Origin of the sequence: Phenylobacterium sp. RIFCSPHIGHO2_01_FULL_69_31, from assembly GCF_001824475.1 — a bacterium.
Taxonomy (GTDB): Bacteria; Pseudomonadota; Alphaproteobacteria; order Caulobacterales; family Caulobacteraceae; genus Phenylobacterium.
In genome coordinates, this window is record NZ_MHXN01000003.1 from 173,161 (window position 1) to 190,152 (window position 16,992).

Annotated in this window: 17 protein-coding genes; 8 read left to right on the plus strand and 9 right to left on the minus strand. The window is 70.5% G+C overall.

Annotation, left to right across the window (positions count from 1 at the left end; translation table 11 throughout):
- Positions 1-119: 119 nt before the first annotated feature.
- Positions 120-1,427, plus strand: a complete 1,308-nt coding sequence (locus A2790_RS01050; RefSeq protein ID WP_293386855.1) for a PQQ-binding-like beta-propeller repeat protein — start codon at positions 120-122, stop codon at positions 1,425-1,427.
- Between the two features lie 16 nt (positions 1,428-1,443).
- Here the strand turns inward: A2790_RS01050 and A2790_RS01055 are convergent, their stop codons facing one another.
- Positions 1,444-1,797: a helix-turn-helix domain-containing protein gene (locus tag A2790_RS01055; RefSeq protein ID WP_293386856.1), complete on the minus strand. Its 354-nt coding sequence runs from the start codon at positions 1,795-1,797 to the stop codon at positions 1,444-1,446.
- Positions 1,798-1,874: 77 nt separating this feature from the next.
- Here A2790_RS01055 and A2790_RS01060 point away from each other — a divergent pair, with 77 nt between their 5' ends.
- From A2790_RS01060 to A2790_RS01080, 5 genes are all read left to right on the plus strand, one after another.
- On the plus strand, positions 1,875-2,825 hold the full coding sequence (locus A2790_RS01060; protein ID WP_293386857.1) for an alpha/beta hydrolase: 951 nt from the start codon (positions 1,875-1,877) through the stop codon (positions 2,823-2,825).
- Between the two features lie 23 nt (positions 2,826-2,848).
- Positions 2,849-3,241, plus strand: coding sequence for a VOC family protein (locus tag A2790_RS01065; protein ID WP_293386858.1), 393 nt, complete (start codon positions 2,849-2,851; stop codon positions 3,239-3,241).
- 213 nt (positions 3,242-3,454) lie between these two features.
- The gene (locus A2790_RS01070) at positions 3,455-3,874 is read left to right on the plus strand and encodes a RidA family protein (protein ID WP_293386859.1); all 420 of its coding nucleotides are present in this window, start codon (positions 3,455-3,457) and stop codon (positions 3,872-3,874) included.
- Positions 3,871-4,197: a putative quinol monooxygenase gene (locus A2790_RS01075; protein WP_293386860.1), complete on the plus strand. Its 327-nt coding sequence runs from the start codon at positions 3,871-3,873 to the stop codon at positions 4,195-4,197. Before A2790_RS01070 ends, A2790_RS01075 begins: the two co-directional genes overlap by 4 nt.
- Positions 4,198-4,204: 7 nt before the next feature.
- Positions 4,205-5,140: a LysR family transcriptional regulator gene (locus A2790_RS01080; protein WP_293386861.1), complete on the plus strand. Its 936-nt coding sequence runs from the start codon at positions 4,205-4,207 to the stop codon at positions 5,138-5,140.
- Between the two features lie 4 nt (positions 5,141-5,144).
- Here the strand turns inward: A2790_RS01080 and A2790_RS01085 are convergent, their stop codons facing one another.
- The 3 genes from A2790_RS01085 to A2790_RS01095 form a co-directional block, all read right to left on the minus strand.
- A complete protein-coding gene (locus A2790_RS01085) occupies positions 5,145-5,657 on the minus strand; it encodes a class I SAM-dependent methyltransferase (protein WP_293386862.1) in 513 nt (170 codons plus the stop codon).
- Positions 5,658-5,723: 66 nt separating this feature from the next.
- Complete coding sequence (locus A2790_RS01090) at positions 5,724-5,966, minus strand: hypothetical protein (RefSeq protein ID WP_293386863.1); 243 nt, start codon at positions 5,964-5,966, stop codon at positions 5,724-5,726.
- Between the two features lie 5 nt (positions 5,967-5,971).
- Positions 5,972-6,439, minus strand: coding sequence for a pyridoxamine 5'-phosphate oxidase family protein (locus A2790_RS01095; protein ID WP_293386864.1), 468 nt, complete (start codon positions 6,437-6,439; stop codon positions 5,972-5,974).
- Positions 6,440-6,629: 190 nt separating this feature from the next.
- Between A2790_RS01095 and A2790_RS01100 the strand changes: the two genes are divergently transcribed.
- Complete coding sequence (locus A2790_RS01100; protein ID WP_293386865.1) at positions 6,630-7,847, plus strand: amino acid aminotransferase; 1,218 nt, start codon at positions 6,630-6,632, stop codon at positions 7,845-7,847.
- On the opposite strand, the gene A2790_RS01105 is transcribed toward A2790_RS01100, so the two are convergent.
- Genes A2790_RS01105 through A2790_RS01115 form a run of 3 tightly spaced genes read right to left on the minus strand, consistent with a single transcriptional unit; the run spans position 7,814 to position 12,646 of the window.
- Positions 7,814-9,106 carry an amino acid permease gene (locus tag A2790_RS01105; protein WP_293386866.1) on the minus strand — a complete coding sequence of 431 codons (1,293 nt, stop codon included), beginning with the start codon at positions 9,104-9,106 and terminating at the stop codon, positions 7,814-7,816. The two genes, A2790_RS01100 and A2790_RS01105, sit on opposite strands and share 34 nt — an antisense overlap.
- 10 nt (positions 9,107-9,116) lie before the next feature.
- A complete protein-coding gene (locus A2790_RS01110) occupies positions 9,117-10,616 on the minus strand; it encodes a hypothetical protein (protein WP_293386867.1) in 1,500 nt (499 codons plus the stop codon).
- Positions 10,617-10,624: 8 nt separating this feature from the next.
- Positions 10,625-12,646, minus strand: a complete 2,022-nt coding sequence (locus tag A2790_RS01115) for an amidohydrolase family protein (RefSeq protein WP_293386868.1) — start codon at positions 12,644-12,646, stop codon at positions 10,625-10,627.
- 215 nt (positions 12,647-12,861) lie between these two features.
- Here A2790_RS01115 and A2790_RS01120 point away from each other — a divergent pair, with 215 nt between their 5' ends.
- Complete coding sequence (locus A2790_RS01120) at positions 12,862-14,337, plus strand: hypothetical protein (protein ID WP_293386869.1); 1,476 nt, start codon at positions 12,862-12,864, stop codon at positions 14,335-14,337.
- On the opposite strand, the gene A2790_RS01125 is transcribed toward A2790_RS01120, so the two are convergent.
- A complete protein-coding gene (locus A2790_RS01125) occupies positions 14,334-16,028 on the minus strand; it encodes a hypothetical protein (protein WP_293386870.1) in 1,695 nt (564 codons plus the stop codon). The two genes, A2790_RS01120 and A2790_RS01125, sit on opposite strands and share 4 nt — an antisense overlap.
- Complete coding sequence (locus tag A2790_RS01130; protein ID WP_293386871.1) at positions 16,028-16,969, minus strand: ornithine cyclodeaminase family protein; 942 nt, start codon at positions 16,967-16,969, stop codon at positions 16,028-16,030. The genes A2790_RS01125 and A2790_RS01130 overlap by 1 nt, the downstream gene beginning before the upstream one ends.
- Positions 16,970-16,992: the final 23 nt, after the last annotated feature.

Sequence of the window (16,992 nt, forward strand, 5' to 3'; positions counted from 1 at the left end):
ACGGCCTCTGTAACCGCCAGGCGCCGGTCCGTGACGAAGGGTAACAAGCCGGCTCCCGACCTTGACCGGAGCCGCCGCGCCTGAGGATTTTGGCCACCCCTGAACCAGGAGAGGCGGACGTGGCGAACGGTCGATGGAGTTCGTGGGCCGAGCGCGGCGCGGCGGGGTTGCTCGCCGCCGCGGCCCTCTTCGGCGGGGCCGGACCAGCCGCCGGTGCGCCGCCCTATGGCGCGGGCTGGGCCGCCGCGCACGCGGACGCTGCGAATTCGGACTACGCGCCGGTCGATGGCGCCAGGGACCTGACCCTGGCCTGGAGCCGCAAGCTCGGCGGCATGATCAATCTCGGGGCGACCACGGATGCCGCCGGCCGGGTCTATGTGACCAACTCGGGCGAGGGCTGCCACCTCCACGTGCTGGCGGCGCGGACCGGCGAAACCCTCTGGTGCTCGGACAAGCTCGACCGGCTGGCGGTGAGTTCGTCGCCGCTGCTGGACGATCAGGGGCGGGTGTTCATCGCCGATGGCCGGGCCATGCACGCCTTCTCGGCCGACGGCGCCCACCTGTGGGAGACGCCGATCCAGGGCATTCCCCTTTCCGCCCAGTTCACGCCCGGCGGGCGCCTGATCTTCATTACCCACGTCGGCTACGTCCATGTCCTGGACCGCGGAACCGGGAAGGCGGCGATGCCGACGCTGGCGCTGATCCCCGGCGCGACCTTCGACCCCAGTCAGGGCGCGCGGGCCTGCATGCGCGGGCTGCCCGAATGCCCAAGCGCGAACACCCCGGCGATCGACCTGCGCCGGGGGCGGATCTACTTCACCTTCTGGGCGCCGGGCGCCCCGGTCTCCGGGATCCGCGCCATGCAGATCGTCGAGGAGGGCGACGTCCGCCTGCGCCCGCTCTGGACCAACGACACCCTGCCGGGCGGCAGCGCCTCAAGTCCCGACCTGTCGCCTGATGGGGACAGGCTGTACCTGACCGACAACGAGGGCTCGCTCCACGCCCTCGACGCCGCCACGGGCAAGCCGATCTGGAGCTACCCCATCGGCCACGAGTCTGGCGGCAGCCCCTCGTCCTCACCGGACGGGGTCGTCATGCCCTCCGGCGGGGGCCGCGGCGTGCTGATGGCGATCAAGGATGAGGGGGCGAAGGCGCGGCTGCTCTGGCGCAACGAGGCGCAGGTGAACCGCGGCGTGCCGACCCAGGCGAAGGGCGGCTTGGCCTATGCCGTGATCGACGCCGGCGAGCGCGCGAACGACCTCCTCGTCGTGGACACCCACACCGGACGCGAGCTCGATCGCGAGCGCCTGCCTGGCCAGCCGTTGTTCACCGTCGGCACCACTATGGGACCCGACGGCATGGTCTATGTGCCGACCATTCGGGGCGAGCTTCACGCCTACCGGCCCGCGGCGGGCCGCGCGCCTTGAGCGGCCGCAGCGTCGATCACGCAGCCGTCGGCGTCAGCGGGCGGGACCAGACTTCCAGCGCATTCAGGATCGGCATCAGGTCCCGCCCGGCCGGCGTCAGGGCATAGGCCGCCGTCCGCTCGGGCCCTTGGCGCATCACCAGTCCGCGGCGCTCCAAGGCGGCCAGACGCTCGCCGAGGACCTTCGCCGTGACGGTCGGCAGGCAGGTGGCCAGGCCGCCGAACCGCTTGGGACCCTGGGCCAGGTGATAGAGGACCAGGGCGTTCCACCTGTGCCCCAGGAAGGCGAGCCAAGCCTCGACCGAGCACTCGCTGGCGCGTTCGAAGAACGCCCGGTCGTAGAGCTCTTCCGCCGCCACGGCTTCGGTCACGTTCCTACCCGTTTGGAAACGAACGCCGCGCTCGCCTATCGCTCGCGCCCCAGCGCTTGTTTCCGGAGCCGACACTAGTGAATCGCCGCCATCTTCTGAAGGCCGCCCTGGCCGCATCCGCCGCCACGCCCGGTGTCGCCGGGGCATCAGCGGAGATGAATCTCCGCGCCTTCGCTCGCGCCCGGCGCTTCGTCGAGACCGCCGCGGGACGTATCGCCTATGTCGAGCAGGGCAAGGGCCCCGCTGCCATCTTCCTCCACGGGTGGCCGCTGAACGGCTTTCATTGGCGCGGCGCGATGCATCGGCTGGCCGGCGTCCGGCGCTGCATCGCGCCCGACTTCCTGGGCCTCGGCCATAGCGCGGCCGCCCCCGGCGCCGACCTCTCGCCCGGCGCGCAGGCCGAGATGATCGCCCAGGTCATGGACGCCCTGGGCGTCGCGCAGGCGGACGTGGTCGCCAACGACAGTGGGACCGGCGTGGCGCAGCTGCTCGCCGTGCGCCATCCGGGACGGGTGCGCAGCCTCCTGCTCACTAATGGCGACGTGCATACCAACAGCCCACCGGAGGCCCTGCGCCCGGCGCTCGACGCCGCCGCAACGGGTGAGCTCGCCGTCATGATCGAAGGCCACCTGAGCGAGCCGGGGTTCGCCGCCTCGCCCGAGGGTCTTGGCGGCATCTGCTACACCGACCCCGCGAACCTGACCGCGGACGCCATGCAGGCCTACTTCCCGCCCCTCCTCGCCTCGCCCGAGCGCCGGCGGCAGTTCCAGGCCTACGGCGTCGCGTTCGAGCCCAATCCCCTGCCCGCCATCGAGGCCCGGTTGCGCGCCCTGACCCTTCCTGCGCGGATGCTCTGGGGCACGGGGGATATTCACTTCGCGGCGGAATGGGCTGTATGGCTGGATCGCGCCCTGCCGGGGTCGCGGGGCGTGCGGCTGGTCGAAGGCGCTAAACTGTTCTTCACCGAGGAGCGCCCGGACCTCGTCGCGGAGGAGGCGCTGAAGCTCTGGGCGGCGGCGCCGGCCTAGGCGCCGGGAGTTCGGAGACGCCAATGCTGTCGCACGTGCATATCGGAATCCGCGACTTCGACCGGGCGCTGGCGTTCTACGCCGCCGTGCTGGCGGCGCTGGGCTGGCGTCCGGCGTTCGTCGGCCCGGAGCGCCCCTGGGCGGGGTGGAAGCCGGCGGGGCAGGATCGCCCCCTGTTCCTCATCGGCGCGCCGTACGACGGCGAGCCCGCCGCACCAGGGAATGGACAGATGGTCGCCCTGCTGGCGCCGTCCCGCCAGGCCGTCGACGACTTCCACGCCACCGCCCTGGCCCATGGCGCGACCGATGACGGAGCGCCGGGCCTGCGGCCCGAATACCACCCCAACTACTACGGCGCTTACGTTCGCGACCCAGACGGCAACAAGCTTTGCGTCTGCTGCCACACGCCGGACTAGATCGCGCCTCGGCAATCGCCGCGCGAATGCGCATCATGCAATCCTCGAATTTGTCTCGGGCGCCGCGCAGCCCGAACATCGGGCGTGTTTGCAGCAAGGGCGCTCGCGATGACCTCATCTCCGATTGACCGCGGCCAGATCAGCCGTCGAGCGGCGATGGTCGGCGCTGCGGGGGCCATGGCTGCGCTTCCCCTCGCAGCAGAGAGCCAGCCTATGTCCGCGGACGTTCAACTCGCGCGCCCCGCCTCCATGCACCCCACCCGCGGCTATTCGCAGTTCGCGCGCATCAAGACCGGGGACGTCGTCTATTTCGCCGGGCAGGTTCCGCTGGATCCTGCGGGCGCCCTCGTCGGACCCGGCGACTTCAAAGCCCAGCTGGAGCGGGTCTTCGCCAACCTCGACCTGGCGGCGCGGGCGGCCGGCGGCTCCTGCCGCGACATCGTCAAGCTCAACTACTTTTGCGTCGGGTCCGTCGATCCGGCCCTGCTGCGGCACGTCTCGGAGGTTCGCGACCGCTACGTCGACATCGAACGGCCTCCGGCAAGCACGTTCGTGTTCGTCAGCCGGCTGGTGAGGCCGGAATGGCTGGTGGAGGTCGAGGCCGTCGGCGTGTTCGCGGAGACCTCCGCTTGATCGTCGTCCTGGCCGAGCTGGACTTCGCGCCTGCGGACGCGCAGCAGGCGGCCGCGGCTTTGACGCAGCTGGCGCAGGACACCCGGCGGGAGCCGGGATGCCTGGAGTACGCCATCGCCCTGGACCTCGACGAACCGGGGCGGCTGCGCCTCTCCGAACTATGGTCCGACCGCGCGGCCCTGGACGCCCATTTCAAGACCGCGCACATGGCCGACTTCCGGGCCCGCGTGGCGCCCTTGCGCAGGCTGCGGACGTCGGCGCGCGTGGTCGAGGCTACGAAGATTTCCGACCTCTTTGCGCCCGCTCCGAACGGCGGGGATTAGCGCCGGGATGAACCTGGCGGCGGTGGACCTCAATCTGCTCGTGGCCCTCGACGCCCTGCTGGCGGAGGGCAGCGTCAGTCGCGCCGCGGTCCGTATGCGCCTGTCGCAGCCGGCGATGAGCCATATCCTGCGACGGCTGCGGCTGTTGATCGGCGACCCGCTTCTCGTTCGCGCGGGCGGAACCATGGAGCTGACGCCGCGGGCCCTGGCCCTGAAGCAGCCGTTGGCCGAGGCCCTGGAACAGGTTCGCGGCCTGCTCGAGCCGTCTGCTTTCGACCCGCAAACGAGTGACCGCCGCTTCGAGATGATGGTCCCCGACCATGTGTTCGACATCCTGCTTCCGCCCCTCGCGAGCCGGCTTGCGGCTGCCGCGCCCAGCGTTGCGCTGGATGTGAGGCCGTGGCGGGGCCGCGCGTTCATGGCCAGCCCTGCCGCCCAGGGCCTCGATCTGATCGTGGCCTGCGTCGGCGACGACTTTGCGGGCTTCCACCGCGAGCGGCTGTTCAGCGACACCGACGTCCTGGCCGTCCGCCTAGGCCATCCAGGCCGCAATGCGCTGGATGAGCTCCCTGGTTTCCTGCAAGCGCGTCATGTGGGTGTCGCCGGGCACGGACAGACGGAAGACCCCGTCGACACCTGGCTGCGCGACGAGGGCGTTCGCCGAACGATCGCCGTAACGGCGCCAACCTACCTGCAGGCCCTGCACATGGTGTCGCGCAGCGATGTCGTGGCCGTTGTCCCGGGGCGCTTGGCCCAGGCCCTCTCCGGCCCGCTGCGGCTCGAGATCCTGCCGACGCCGCTCGACCCAGGCACGTTCGACGAGTTCGTTTTTCACCCCTCTCGCGCGCATTCCGACCCGGCGTCCAAATGGCTGCGGCAGCAGGTCCGCGCGGTGGGTCGTCAGCTCGCCGAGACGCCGCCGCGCCTCGAAAGCGCGGCCTGAGGCGTCAGTCCGCCGACCTACGCACGCGGACCGCCGTCATCCCGGCGCCCGCCTCGCGTTCGACCGCGAACGACATTCCGGCAAAGCTCGACACGCCCGCCTTGAGGGCCGCCGCGATCTCCTCGCCTCGCCTCGCCGAGGGCGGATCGAACGCCGCAAGGAAGAAGCCGCCCGGGGCGAGGCAGGCGAGCGTTGGCGGGAACGCGGTGTCCGGTCGGAGCCAGTAGGCGTTCACATTGATCGCCAGGATCCGGTCGAAGCGGCCGAGCGCGGGGGACAGTTCCTCGAGCGGCCCCTGGGACAGGTGCAGCTTTGCGGCAGACGGGAGCGCCGCGCGCCACCTCTCCGCCCGCCGCACGGCGACCTCGGATCGGTCCACGCCGCACACCTCCAGCGCAGGATGCCGCTCCAGCAGCGCCCGCAGCGCCCGCCCTGGGCCGAAGCCGATTTCGAGCACCCGCCTGGCGGAGCCCAATTCGAGGCGGGCGAGCGCCCAGGCGTTGCGATCCTCTGCCACGGCGCCTGCTTAACCCGTGCGGCGCCGTCTGGCACGCCGACGCATGTTGCAATGGGGCTTGGCCTCTTAGGTCGAAGCGGTGGGCGGTCCGTGGAGCGCCCGCCACAGCGACCAGCCGCCCAGCAGCACCAGAACCTGGGCGAACGCCGAGGCGAGGAGGCTGCCGGCGAGGCCCAGCTTCATCGCCCAGGCGGTGCAGGCGTCGGAGGCGCCGTAGACGGCCACCATGAGCCCCGCGACCCCGGCCAACCCGGCGAGCAGGCAGACCAGTCCGAACAGCGCCAGCCCGGGCCGGGGATGTTTCGCCATCGCCCTTACGCCTCCGCCGTCGCGCCGAGGCGCGTGCGCGTCACGTGGCCGAAGCCCTGCCGATAGTCGAGCACCGCAACGTTCGTGGGCGTCACCTCGAACAGGGCCAGCTCATCACCGCCATCGGTGGAGACGTACTGGGCGATCTCGCTGAACTTCTGCAGAAACAGCAGGCCGGCGCGATCGGCCTCGGCGCCGGGCGGCAGGCGGCGGGCGCGTCCCTGCAGCGTCAGGCCGCGGATCTCGCCCCAGTCGCGGTACGGCAGGGTGATGGTGATCGCTACCCGGTCGTCGCGTGCGAGGTTCTGCGCCTTCTGCGAGGCCGGCGAACAGCCGAAATAGATGCGCAGGCCCTCGCTGGCGTAGCTGACGGTGCTCGCATGCGGCGCCCCGTCGGGCAGCAGGCTGGCGAGCGTCATGTCCTGGCCGAGCGCCAGGATGTCTTGAATGTCGGCTTCAGGGTGCGTGGCCATCGGCGCCTCCTTCGATGGCCATGAAAGCCGAAGGCGACCGCGCGCGCCTTGCGCTGGGTCAAGGCCAGGCACGAGGGGCGAGGAACGTTCTTCCCCGGAACGCCGCGCTTTTGGATTCCGAATCCGCGACCCAGCGCGTGGGCGCGCAAATCGGGAATCTTATGCGGACCGCAGCGGGTAGATTGGGCGCATGAGCAGCACCCACACCGCGCCCGCCCGCGCCGCCGCCGCCGGCGTTCTCTTCGACGGCCTCCTGCCCCAGCCGCCCGATGCCGTGCTGGCGGTCAGCAAGATGTTCCGCGAGGACCCCCGCCCTGCGAAGATCGACGTCGGTGTCGGCGTCTATCGCGACGCGAACGGCCACACCCCGGTGTTCGCGGCCATGAAGGCCGCCGAGGCCCGCCTGCTGGAGACCCAGGAGACCAAGGCCTACCTGGGGCCGGAGGGCGACTTCGGCTATCTGGAGCGCCTGTCGCCGATCATCTTCGGCCGAGGCGCGGCGGCGGACTTGTTCGGCGTCCAGACGCCCGGGGGCACGGGTGCCCTCCGGCTGGCCGCCGAGCTGGCGCACGCCGGGCGGCCCGGCGCTCGCGTGTGGCTGGGCGCGCCGTCTTGGCCGATCCACGCACCGATCTTCGCCGAGGCGGGCCTGGAAGTGATCTCCTTCCGCCACTTCGACCCGCAGACCCAGGCGCTGACGTTTGACGAGACCCTGGCGGCGCTCAAGGGCGCCCAGGCCGGCGATGTGGTCCTGCTGCACGGCTGCTGCCACAACCCCAGCGGCGCCGACCCCGACCTCGACCAGTGGCGCGCCCTGACCGAGGTGATCCTGGAACGCGGCCTGACGCCCCTGATCGACCTGGCCTACCAAGGCCTGGGCGTCGGGCTGGACGAGGACGCCGCCGGCCTTCGCCTGGTCCTCGAGGCCGTGGACAACGCCATGGTGGCCTACTCCTGCGACAAGAACTTCGGCCTCTATCGCGAGCGGACGGGCGCGCTCTTCGTCCGGGCCCGGGCCCACGCCGAGGTCGTGCGCACCAACATCCTGAAGATCGCCCGCTGCGCCTGGTCGATGCCGCCGGACCATGGCGCGGCCGCGGTGCGGGTGATCCTGGAGGACGAGGCCCTGACGGCGCTGTGGCGCGGCGAGCTGGAAGGTCAGCGGGCCCGCCTGCAGGCGGTGCGCGAGATGCTGGCCGACGCCGACCCGCGCTTTGAGCCGATCCGCAGCCAGCGCGGCATGTTCTCGATGCTGGCGCTCTCGGCGGCCCAGGTGGAGGCCCTGCGGCGCGACCACGCCGTCTATATGACGGGCAACGGCCGCATCAACATCGCCGGCCTGCGCGCCGAGACGATCGGCCCATTCGCCGCGGCCTACGACGCCGTCTTGCGCGACACGAAGGCGTAGTAAGCCAGGCCCAGGGCCAGCCAGCCGGCCAGCAGGGCATAGGGCTTCCAGTCCGTCCCGAAGCCCAGGCTGGCGATGACCACCGCGGCTGCCATGCCCAGCCCGGCCAGCACGCGCACCGTGCCGCGGCCAAGGCGCAAGCGCGCCTGGGCGTGGACCTCCGGATGCCGCGCCGCGACGTTGTAGGCGGCGAGGCACGAGCCCAGGTACTTCATCATCGTCGGGATGTTCACCGCCAGCAGCAGGAACAACAGGCTCGACGGCAGGAACAGGCCCAGGCAGCACGCGATGAAGGCCACGACCGTGGCCACGTGCGGCGTGCCGAAGCGCGGATGGATGCGGCCCAGCGGCGCCGGCAGCACGCCCGCTCGTCCCATGGCGTAGAGGAAGCGGGCGAAGACCAGGAACACGGCGTTCATCGACTTCAGCAGGGCCAGGACCGCGGCGGTGACGATCAGCGGCATCGCCCAGCCCCCCAGCGCGGCCTCGGCCGCCGTGAGCAGCGGCGCGTCGCTGGCGGCCAGGGCGTCGGCGCCCACCAGGCTGAGGGCCGTGAACGCAATGGCCAGGTACACCACCACCGTCAGCGCCAACGCCAACGCCAGGCCCAGCGGCACCACACGCTTGGGATCGGCCACCTCCTCGCCCACCTCCGTCGTGGTTTCGATGCCGAGGAACAGCTGGATCATCAGCGGCAGGGCCGCCAGGATCGGAACCCAGCCCACCGACAGGGACTGCTGGACCAGTTGCGGTTTCAGCGACGGCGCCCCGGCGATCACGAACACGGCGAACACCGCCAGCAGCAGCAGCATCATCACCGTCTGCGCCCGCGCCGCGATGGCGACGCCCAGGTAGTTGAGCGCGAAGACGGCGAGGAACAGGCCGAACATCACCGGCTTGGCCGGAACCGCGATCACCCGTCCCAGGTAGCTGACCAGCACCGTGCCCAGCACGATCATCACCACCGCGTTGGACAGGATCCGCAGCCACACGATCCCGAACGCGATGAGCGGATGGGTGAACTGCCGCTGCCACTCGAACGACGCGGCGGTGCGGGGCACGGCCGAGGCCATGTAGGCGTACACGAGGCCGAACAGCACCATGGGCAGCGCGGCGAGCACGCAGGCCACTAGGATCCCCTCATGGCCCACCTGGGCGGCCGGCCCGAGGACCGAGAAGATCGAGGCGCCGATGGCGGTGCCGGCGCCCAGCATGACCAGGTCGATCAGGCGGACTCCGTGGCGGAGCTGGTCGGTCATTCGGGCTCCGTCACCACGTGCGGCAGGTCGCGTCCGGCACGGACGGAACACGCACCCAGGCGTACCCCTCCACCGGCTTGTCCGCGACGGTATAGGTCTTCGGCGTCCGCCGGAAACAGGGGCCGAAGGCGTTGCTCTCGGGGATGAACATCTCGCCACCCAGGATCACGCTCTCCCATTCCGTCACCGCCTTCGGCCCGAGCTCCCGGGCGAGCATCACCTTCCAGACCGCGTGGTCGAAGCGGACGCCCTGCTGGCGACTCACGAACATCGGCTTCAGCATGTCGTCCAGCTTGCGCTTGCCGCCCGACTTCGCGCGGATCCGCGCGTCCAGGCTGGCGAAATAGAGGCTGGAGCGATTGTAGGGGACGTGCCGGATGCTCTCGTCGCCGAACCCGGCGTGGGCGATCCGGTCCGCCGACCAGTCGCGGGCCGGGCTCCCCCAGTAGCCGGCGGCCATCTCGTTGATCTCTTCGCCGTAGGCCTCGATGGAGGTGAACCCGCCGCGCATGGGCAGCAGCGCGGTGTAGAAGGTGGTCAGCCCCTCGGAGAACCAGCTCGATACGCCCTGCGGCGCCTCGATGCCCCCGGTCCATTGGTGGGTCATCTCATGCACCAGGGTCCGGCGCGGTCCTTCCGCCTTCGGATCCAAGGGCCCGGAGCTGCGTGACAGCATGAACGACTGGGTGAGCGCCGTGGCGCCGCCAAACGGCGGGGTGTCCAGGAAGCGCATGAAAACGCGGTAGCGCGGCGACGGCAGGTAGCCGAACGACCGGTCCAGGTGAGCGTAGACCTCGGCGGCCCAAGCCATCTCCCGCTCGACGTCGAACGGCGCCTTGCCCAGCCAGGCGCCGCTGTAGCCGTCAGCGTCGCCGGCCGTCGGGTAGCGGTTCAGCGGGCCGGCCATGTACCAGCCTTGCATCAGGCGCGACGGCGGCCCCTGGACGGTGAATTGGCCTTCGCCGAAGGAGGTGATCCCCGCGGCGCCGGCCGCGAAGCCGGAGAGGTCCCAGCGGACCGTCGAAGTCCCGCCCTTCACATGCTCTGGGATCACCAGAAAACCCGAGCCGGCGCCGGACACGCCCCCGCCGGCAGGACGGATGCCGAAGGGCGGGCCGCCCGGCGAGCCCGCAGGCTGGACCTGGGACGCATAGGTGACCGTCACCGGATAGCTCACCGGCCGATCCGCCTTCCAGTGCCGGAAGTAGGGAAAGCCGCCCGGCGCGGGCGGATCGTCTTTCGCGGTCAGCGGCACGAGGCCCTGGCTGTCGCGGACCTGGAGGTTCGTCACCCGGTCGGCCACCCCGCGCAGGGCGGCGTACACGACCGGCGCGGCCAGCGAGAACGGCCCTGCGTCGGCCGGCATGTCGGTGAGGGTCGAGCGGACCTCGATGGCGGCCACTTCGCCGGCGGCGTCGCGCACCGGCTTCAGGGTCGCGTCGAAGGTCTGGGCGGCCGCGGGCGCGGCCAAGGCCAGCAGGGCGCCGGCGGCGAAGGCGAGCTTGCGCATCCCCATCCTTAGCGGGCCGGCGTCACGGGCGGCGGCGGCGCAAAGGGCCGGATCGCCAGGTGCTCATAGATCTCGGCCGGGTAGTAGGCGACCCCGCCGACCATGGTCATGCGCACATTGCGGATCTTGGAGATGTCGGCGACGGGATCGCCGTCCACCAGGATGAAGTCCGCCAGCTTCCCGCGCTCGATGGAGCCCAGCTGGCTGTCGCGGCCGAAGTATGTCTCGGCGTCCAGCGTGGACAAGCGCAAGGCCTTGCCGGCCGGGATGCCGGCCATGACGTACACTTCCAGTTCGCGCTGGCTGGAGAACCCCGTCCCGTCGTCGGTGCCGGGCAGAAGCTGGATCCCGCGGTCGTCCAGCATCTTCAGCGTCTCCAGCACCTTGCGGAAACCGGCCTGGTAGTCGGCGTCGTCCTGGGGCGTCGTGATGGTCACGAAGTTGCGCTTGCGATAGCGCTGGTAGCCGATCGGCACATGGTCGAGATAGGGTGCATCGCCCGCCTGTACCTGCCCCGAGCGCGAGAGCATCAGCCGCTCCAGGATCATGGCCGTGGTGTCCAGCGCGACCCCCTTCTCCTTCATGAGCGCGACGGTGGCCTGCACGCGCGGCGAGTTGAGGTCCAGGTCCTTGCCCCGCGCCATGCCCGTAAGCCGCAACGGCGTGCGGGTGTCTTCCTTGGGGTCGAGGATCCAGCCCAGCATCAGTTGATTGATGTGAGCGATATCGTCGTAGCCGTCGCGCATCACCCGGTCGGGGGACGAGAAGGCCGGCACGTGGCCCGTAACGCCCAGCCCCAGCCGGTTCGCCTCGGCGGCGACGGGCGCGACCCAGTCCGGGTTGAAGCTGTTGTAGAGCTTGACCTGCCAATAGCCGCGATCGGCGTACCAGCGGACCTTGGTCAGCGCCTCGTCCAGGCTGTCGACCACGAAGCCCAGGCGGGCCGAATAGGGGCTGCGGCCCTCCAGGAAGCCATTGCGGACGACGCGCGGCCCGGCGAGGCGTCCGGTGCGAAGGCCCTCCAGTATGGCCAGCAGGTCTTCGTTGTCGTTGCCCTGGTCGCGGGTGGCGGTGACGCCGGCCGCCAGGTTGAAGAGGTTGGACGACAGGCTGGTGTGCGAGTGCATATCGTGCAGGCCGGGCAGCAGCGTGCCGCCCTGCCCGTCGATCACGGTTTCGCCGGCAGGCGCCGGACCCGCCGCATCGTTCGCGCCCACCGTGGCGATGCGGTCGCCATAGACCACCACCGTCGACAGGCCGCTGACCGTCATGGAGACAGGGTCGAAGATGCGCACGTTGCGGATGCGGACCGGCCCATCGAACCTGTGCGCCAGCTTCGCCTGCGCCGCTTCGGCGCGGGCCAGGGCGATCTCCCGGTGCATCTTTTCCAGGACTGGGACCTGGGCCTCGTAGCCTTCGCGGATCAAGCCGCCGGAGGCGAACAGTTCCCCCTTGCGGTCGACTAGGACGTAGGTCGGATTGAGATCGATCCCCGTCAGCTCGTAGACGGTCAGCGGGACCGCGGCCTTGCCTTCGCCTAGGGTGATCTTGCGCACCTCGGTCAGGCGCAGCCGACCGGACGGCGCCACCGGCAGGGACCTGTCCGGCGCCTTCAGCAGCGCCTTGACGTAGACGCTCAGCATCCATGGGCTCACGTCGTTGCCGATATAGAGCAAGGGCTTGGCCGCGGGGATCTGTCCCCTGTCCGCCTGGCTCACCCACTCGGCCTGACCCGCTAGCCAGGAGTAGCGCTCCTGCACCGGGCTTCCGAACAGGGACTCGCCCTCGATGGTCCAGGTCACGGGGATGCCCGCGGCGTCCGCCTCGATCTTCTCGCGGGCCTTGGGGCCGCGGCCGTTGTTGCTCACCGCATAGTCGACGGAGGTGCTGCGCCCCTGGACCTCGGCGACCAGGTGGCCGACCTTCTCGCCATTGGCCATGACCACGTACCGGAAGGTCTCGGCCAGGGCCGATCCCGACAGACACAGGGACAGGAGGACGCCGACGGCGGCGGCGGTTCTTGGCGGCATGAAGCACCCCTGGACGATGGGATCATCGTACCTCCGAGGCCGGGATTTTCTATTCGAAGTGCGGGCCGACCGCCGGCGCCGCGACAACTTCAATGCAGACGCTCGCGCACGGTCACATAGCCTATGCCGCCGGTTTTCGCAGGTGGCGGCAGAACGAAAGGAAAATCCGGCGTACCCACGATAGCCTTCGATCCTGGCCGGGTCAGGAGAGACGGATGACCGAGATCACCAAGCGCGCCCTGCTGGGCGCCGGCGCCCTCCTGCCCCTGGCCGCCGGCCTCGCCCACGCAGCGGAAAGCGTCCCGTTCGTCACCCGCCACTCCGGTGTCTTTAACGGCCTGAAAGTCGACTATGTCGCGACGGTCGGCGAGACCGTGCTGAACGGCGCCGACGGCCAGCCGACCGTCCGGTTCGTCTGCACGTCCTACATGAAGGCCGGTGGCGATCCGGCCAGGCGCCCCGTGCTGTTCGCCTTCAACGGCGGCCCCTCCAGCTCCTCCGCCACCCTGCACATGGTGGCGCTGGGCCCGAAGCGGATCGCCGTCGCCCAGGACCCCAAGGCGCCCCCCTTGCCCGCGTCCATGTCCGACAACCCGCTCACCGTGCTGGACGTCGCCGACCTCGTCTTCATCGACCCGGCCGAGACGGGCTTCTCGCGCATCCTGCCCGGCGGCAAGCGTGACTATTTCTATTCCATCGGCGGCGACAGCCAGTCGGTGTCGGACTTCATCGTCGCCTGGATCCGCGCCAACGGCCGCGAGGCCTCGCCCAAGTACGTTCTGGGCGAAAGCTACGGCACCCAGCGGGCCGCCTTCATGGCGGGCCAGCTCGCGCCGGTCATGCCGCTGGCCGGGCTGTTCCTGTTCGGCCAGGCCGTGAACATGATCGAGACCAGCCAGCGGGCGAAGAACGCGCTGGCCTACGCCACCAACCTGCCCGCCCTCTGTGCGATCGCCGCCTATCACGGCAAGGCGCCGGCCTGGAAAGGCCAGTCGATGGAGGCGGTGGTCGACCGGTCCTACGCCTGGGGGATGGGCGAGTACCTTCAGGCCCTGCTGCAGGGCTACGACCTGCCGGAGGCCAAACGTCGGCGTGTGGCTGAGCGGCTACAGGCCATGACCGGCATCGGCGCGGACTACTATCTGGCCAACGACCTCGCCATCACCAAGATCGCCTTCCTGCGCGAGCTGCTGAAGGCCGAGGGCCAGGTGCTGGGCATGTACGATGCCCGCTACGTGGGGCCGGCCGCCAAGCCCGGCGAGCGGGGCGCCGATCCGTTCATGGCCACGATCGAGCCGATCACGCCGATGATGCGCGAGCACCTGTCGCGGAACCTGGGTGTCACTTGGCCGGTCGGCGACTACCGGCCCTACGCCCCCGACACCCACACCTGGACCTGGGGCGGCACCCTGGGGCCGGGCGGTCCGTTCCTGGACTACGACTATCCCAGCCGCATCGACCCGGCCTTCAAGGCCAATCCCGATTTCCGGTTGATGATCGGCACCGGCATCTATGACCTCACCACCACCGTGGGCCCGGCGCGCTACCTCGTCACCCGCAGCAACTGGCCGCGCGACCGGGTCTTCCAGCGCCAGTATGTCGGCGGGCACATGGCCTACACCCACGTCCCGTCGCACAAGGCCTTCACCGACGACATCCGCGCCTGGGTGACCGGCGGGCGTCCCGCTTAGTTGACGCAGCGATCGTCGGGCACGCCCGGCGCGCGAGCCCACTGCCAGGCGTCCACGACCTCGCCGCGCGGCAGGTAGGTGATCGGGAAGGTCTTTCCCTCGCGGGTCACGTTCAGGGTCAAGAGGCGGGACTGGTCGCCCTGCACACTGTCCATGGCCACCGAATAGGTGACGACGTCCCCGTCCTTCAGGCCCGCCTTCGCCGCCTCGGAGTCCGGCTTCAGGCCGCGGATGGTCTTCACGTCGCCGACGAGGGACTTGGGCTCGAATCCCAGATCGAAGCGGCGGAAGCGGCCCGTCGTGCGGATGAAGCAGGGGCCGAAGGCCTCGCTGCCGGGCAGCATCAGCTTGCCGGCCAGCATGTCGGCGTGGATGCGCCGGCCCTCGTCGCCCAGGTCCTTGGCCAGGAGGTCCAGCCAGCCGGCCTCGGGCACGGTCTCGCCCGCCGCGCGCCGCCGCACCATCTCGCGGATCAGGTCGTCCAGCGAGCGCTTGCCGCCGCTGGCCTTCCGGATCTTCTCGTCCAGCACCGCGAAGTACATGGCGCCCCGGTCGTAGGGCAGCGTGCGGATGCGTGTGTCTTCCCAGAAGCGGGCGGCGATCTCAGCGTCCGGCGTGTCGTTCAGGGCGTTGGTGTAATAGCGCCGCGCAGTGTCGTTGATGTCTTCCAGGTACTGGTCCGGGGTGAGCATGCCGGCCCGCAGGGGCAGCAGCGCCTGGTAGTGCACAGCGATGCCTTCGCCGTACCACTGGCCGCCGAGGCCGGAGGCGGTCCAGGTGTGGATCATCTCGTGCGCCAGGGTGCCCTTCAGGCCCTCCGGGTCCTTGGCCGTCTCGCCCCAGGTCAGGAGGAACGAGTTGCTGAGGGCCGCGCCGCCGCCGGCGTTGATCGGGTTGTAACGCAGGACCACCCGGTAGGGCGGCTCGGACGGGTCCTGGAAGAAGCCGCTCATCCAACCGTGCAGGCGCTCGGCCCAGCCCATCAGGGGCCGCGGGTCGAAGGGCGGGTCGCCGAGCCACGCGGCGGAAAAGCCGGTCGGCTTCACCTGTTCGGGCACGCGCCGCATCTCGCCCGCCATGAACAGCGTGCGGTGCAGCCGTTCCACCGGGCCGGCGGCCAGGCGCACGTCGCCCTCCCCCAGACTGGACATGGCCGAGGCCTTGGGGCCCAGCGCCTTCAGGTCCCAGCGCAGCGAGATGCGACACGGCTTCCCGCCCTCGGGCAGCAGGATGAAGGTGTTGCCTACGCCCGAGACCCCGCCGCCCTCGGTCCGCAGGCTGTAGGGTGGGCCTGAGCCGCGAGCCGGCGGCGTGTTGTCCACAGGCGCGCGGTAGCGGACGGTCAGGTCGCCCTTCACGGCGCGCTTCGCCATCCAGTGGCGGGCATAAGCGATGGCCACGGGGTCGTCCTTGGCCGTCAGCGGGACCTCGCCCAGGGCATCGGTCACCCTAAGCCCGGTCAGGGTGTTGGCGACGGTGTCGGTGTTGGCGATCACGACTGGCAGGGTGAGCAGCGGCGCGCCGGCGGCAGCGTCCGCCTGGGGTATGGTCAGGGTCACGTCGACGAAGCCCTTGCCAGTCGCGCGGTCCATCGGCCCGGGCGCCAGGAGCACCCCAAACTCCGGCGCGGTCTCCGCGGCGGCGGCCGTGGCGACAGCGGCGGCGGCCAGGGCGAACAGGAGGCGCGGCATCACTTGCTCTCGTACAGGGCCTTGGCGGCGGCGAGGTCCTGGACCACGTGGCCCAGCGATTTGTAGACGGTGATCTGCTCGCGCGACTGGCGGCCTTCCAGGTCGCCCGCCAGCACCTGGCCGATCTCGCCCACCACGTGGCTGTCGTCGATCAGGCCGGCGGCCTTCGCGTAGAGGAACTCCGCACCCTGGGCGAGGACGCCCTCGCGGCTGTCGGCGATGAAGCGCGAGCGGACGACCAGGTCGTGATCCGCCTCCGTCGGCCCCGGGCCGCTGGAGCCCACCAGATTCACGTGCGTCCCCGGGGCGACCCAAGCGCCTTCCAGGATCGGCTCCCGCGCGCCAGAGACTGCGGTGACGATATCCACGCCCGCCACGGCCTGGCGCACGCTGGGGGCGGCGAACACGGGCACGCCCAGTTCGGACTCCGTCGCCTTGGCGAACGCCTTGGCCTTGGCAGGATCGCGGCCCCAGACGGTGATCGCTTCTAGCTTGCGGACCTTGGAGATCGCCCGCGCGTGGGTTCCGGCCTGCTCCCCATAGCCCAGGATCGCCATGCGCGCCGCGTCCGGCCGAGCCAGTGCGTCAGTGGCGACGGCGCTGGCTGCTGCTGTGCGGATCGCGGTGATCTCGCCCGCATGTGCGATGCAGACCGGGGCGCCGGTCTCGCCGTCGAACAGTACGACCACGCCCTGGTGCGACTGGATCCCCTTGGCGAAATTGCCGTGGAAGACGCTGATCAGCTTGGCGCCGAACATGGCGTGCTCGCCCAGCGCCCCCGGCATGATCCCGAACATCCGCCCCTCGCTGAGCGGCAGGATCGAACGCAGGTGCTGGCGCGTCTCCCCGCGGGAGAAGGCGATCATCGCCTGGCGGACCAGCGGGATGCAGAGCTCGTAGGTGAGCCGCTCGCGGACCTCGTCCCGATCGATGAAACGCATCAGTCGGTCTCCCCGCGGCCGAA

Excerpts from the sequence above, each read along its gene's own strand:
- A2790_RS01090 (WP_293386863.1), bottom strand. The coding sequence starts at position 5,966 with ATGGCGAAACATCCCCGGCCCGGGCTGGCGCTGTTCGGACTGGTCTGC.
- A2790_RS01120 (WP_293386869.1), top strand. The coding sequence starts at position 12,862 with ATGACCGAGATCACCAAGCGCGCCCTGCTGGGCGCCGGCGCCCTCCTG.
- A2790_RS01110 (WP_293386867.1), bottom strand. The coding sequence starts at position 10,616 with ATGCGCAAGCTCGCCTTCGCCGCCGGCGCCCTGCTGGCCTTGGCCGCG.
- A2790_RS01095 (WP_293386864.1), bottom strand. The coding sequence starts at position 6,439 with ATGGCCACGCACCCTGAAGCCGACATTCAAGACATCCTGGCGCTCGGC.
- A2790_RS01080 (WP_293386861.1), top strand. The coding sequence starts at position 4,205 with ATGAACCTGGCGGCGGTGGACCTCAATCTGCTCGTGGCCCTCGACGCC.
- A2790_RS01065 (WP_293386858.1), top strand. The coding sequence starts at position 2,849 with ATGCTGTCGCACGTGCATATCGGAATCCGCGACTTCGACCGGGCGCTG.
- A2790_RS01125 (WP_293386870.1), bottom strand. The coding sequence starts at position 16,028 with ATGCCGCGCCTCCTGTTCGCCCTGGCCGCCGCCGCTGTCGCCACGGCC.
- A2790_RS01130 (WP_293386871.1), bottom strand. The coding sequence starts at position 16,969 with ATGCGTTTCATCGATCGGGACGAGGTCCGCGAGCGGCTCACCTACGAG.
- A2790_RS01070 (WP_293386859.1), top strand. The coding sequence starts at position 3,455 with ATGTCCGCGGACGTTCAACTCGCGCGCCCCGCCTCCATGCACCCCACC.
- A2790_RS01115 (WP_293386868.1), bottom strand. The coding sequence starts at position 12,646 with ATGCCGCCAAGAACCGCCGCCGCCGTCGGCGTCCTCCTGTCCCTGTGT.
- A2790_RS01100 (WP_293386865.1), top strand. The coding sequence starts at position 6,630 with ATGAGCAGCACCCACACCGCGCCCGCCCGCGCCGCCGCCGCCGGCGTT.
- A2790_RS01105 (WP_293386866.1), bottom strand. The coding sequence starts at position 9,106 with ATGACCGACCAGCTCCGCCACGGAGTCCGCCTGATCGACCTGGTCATG.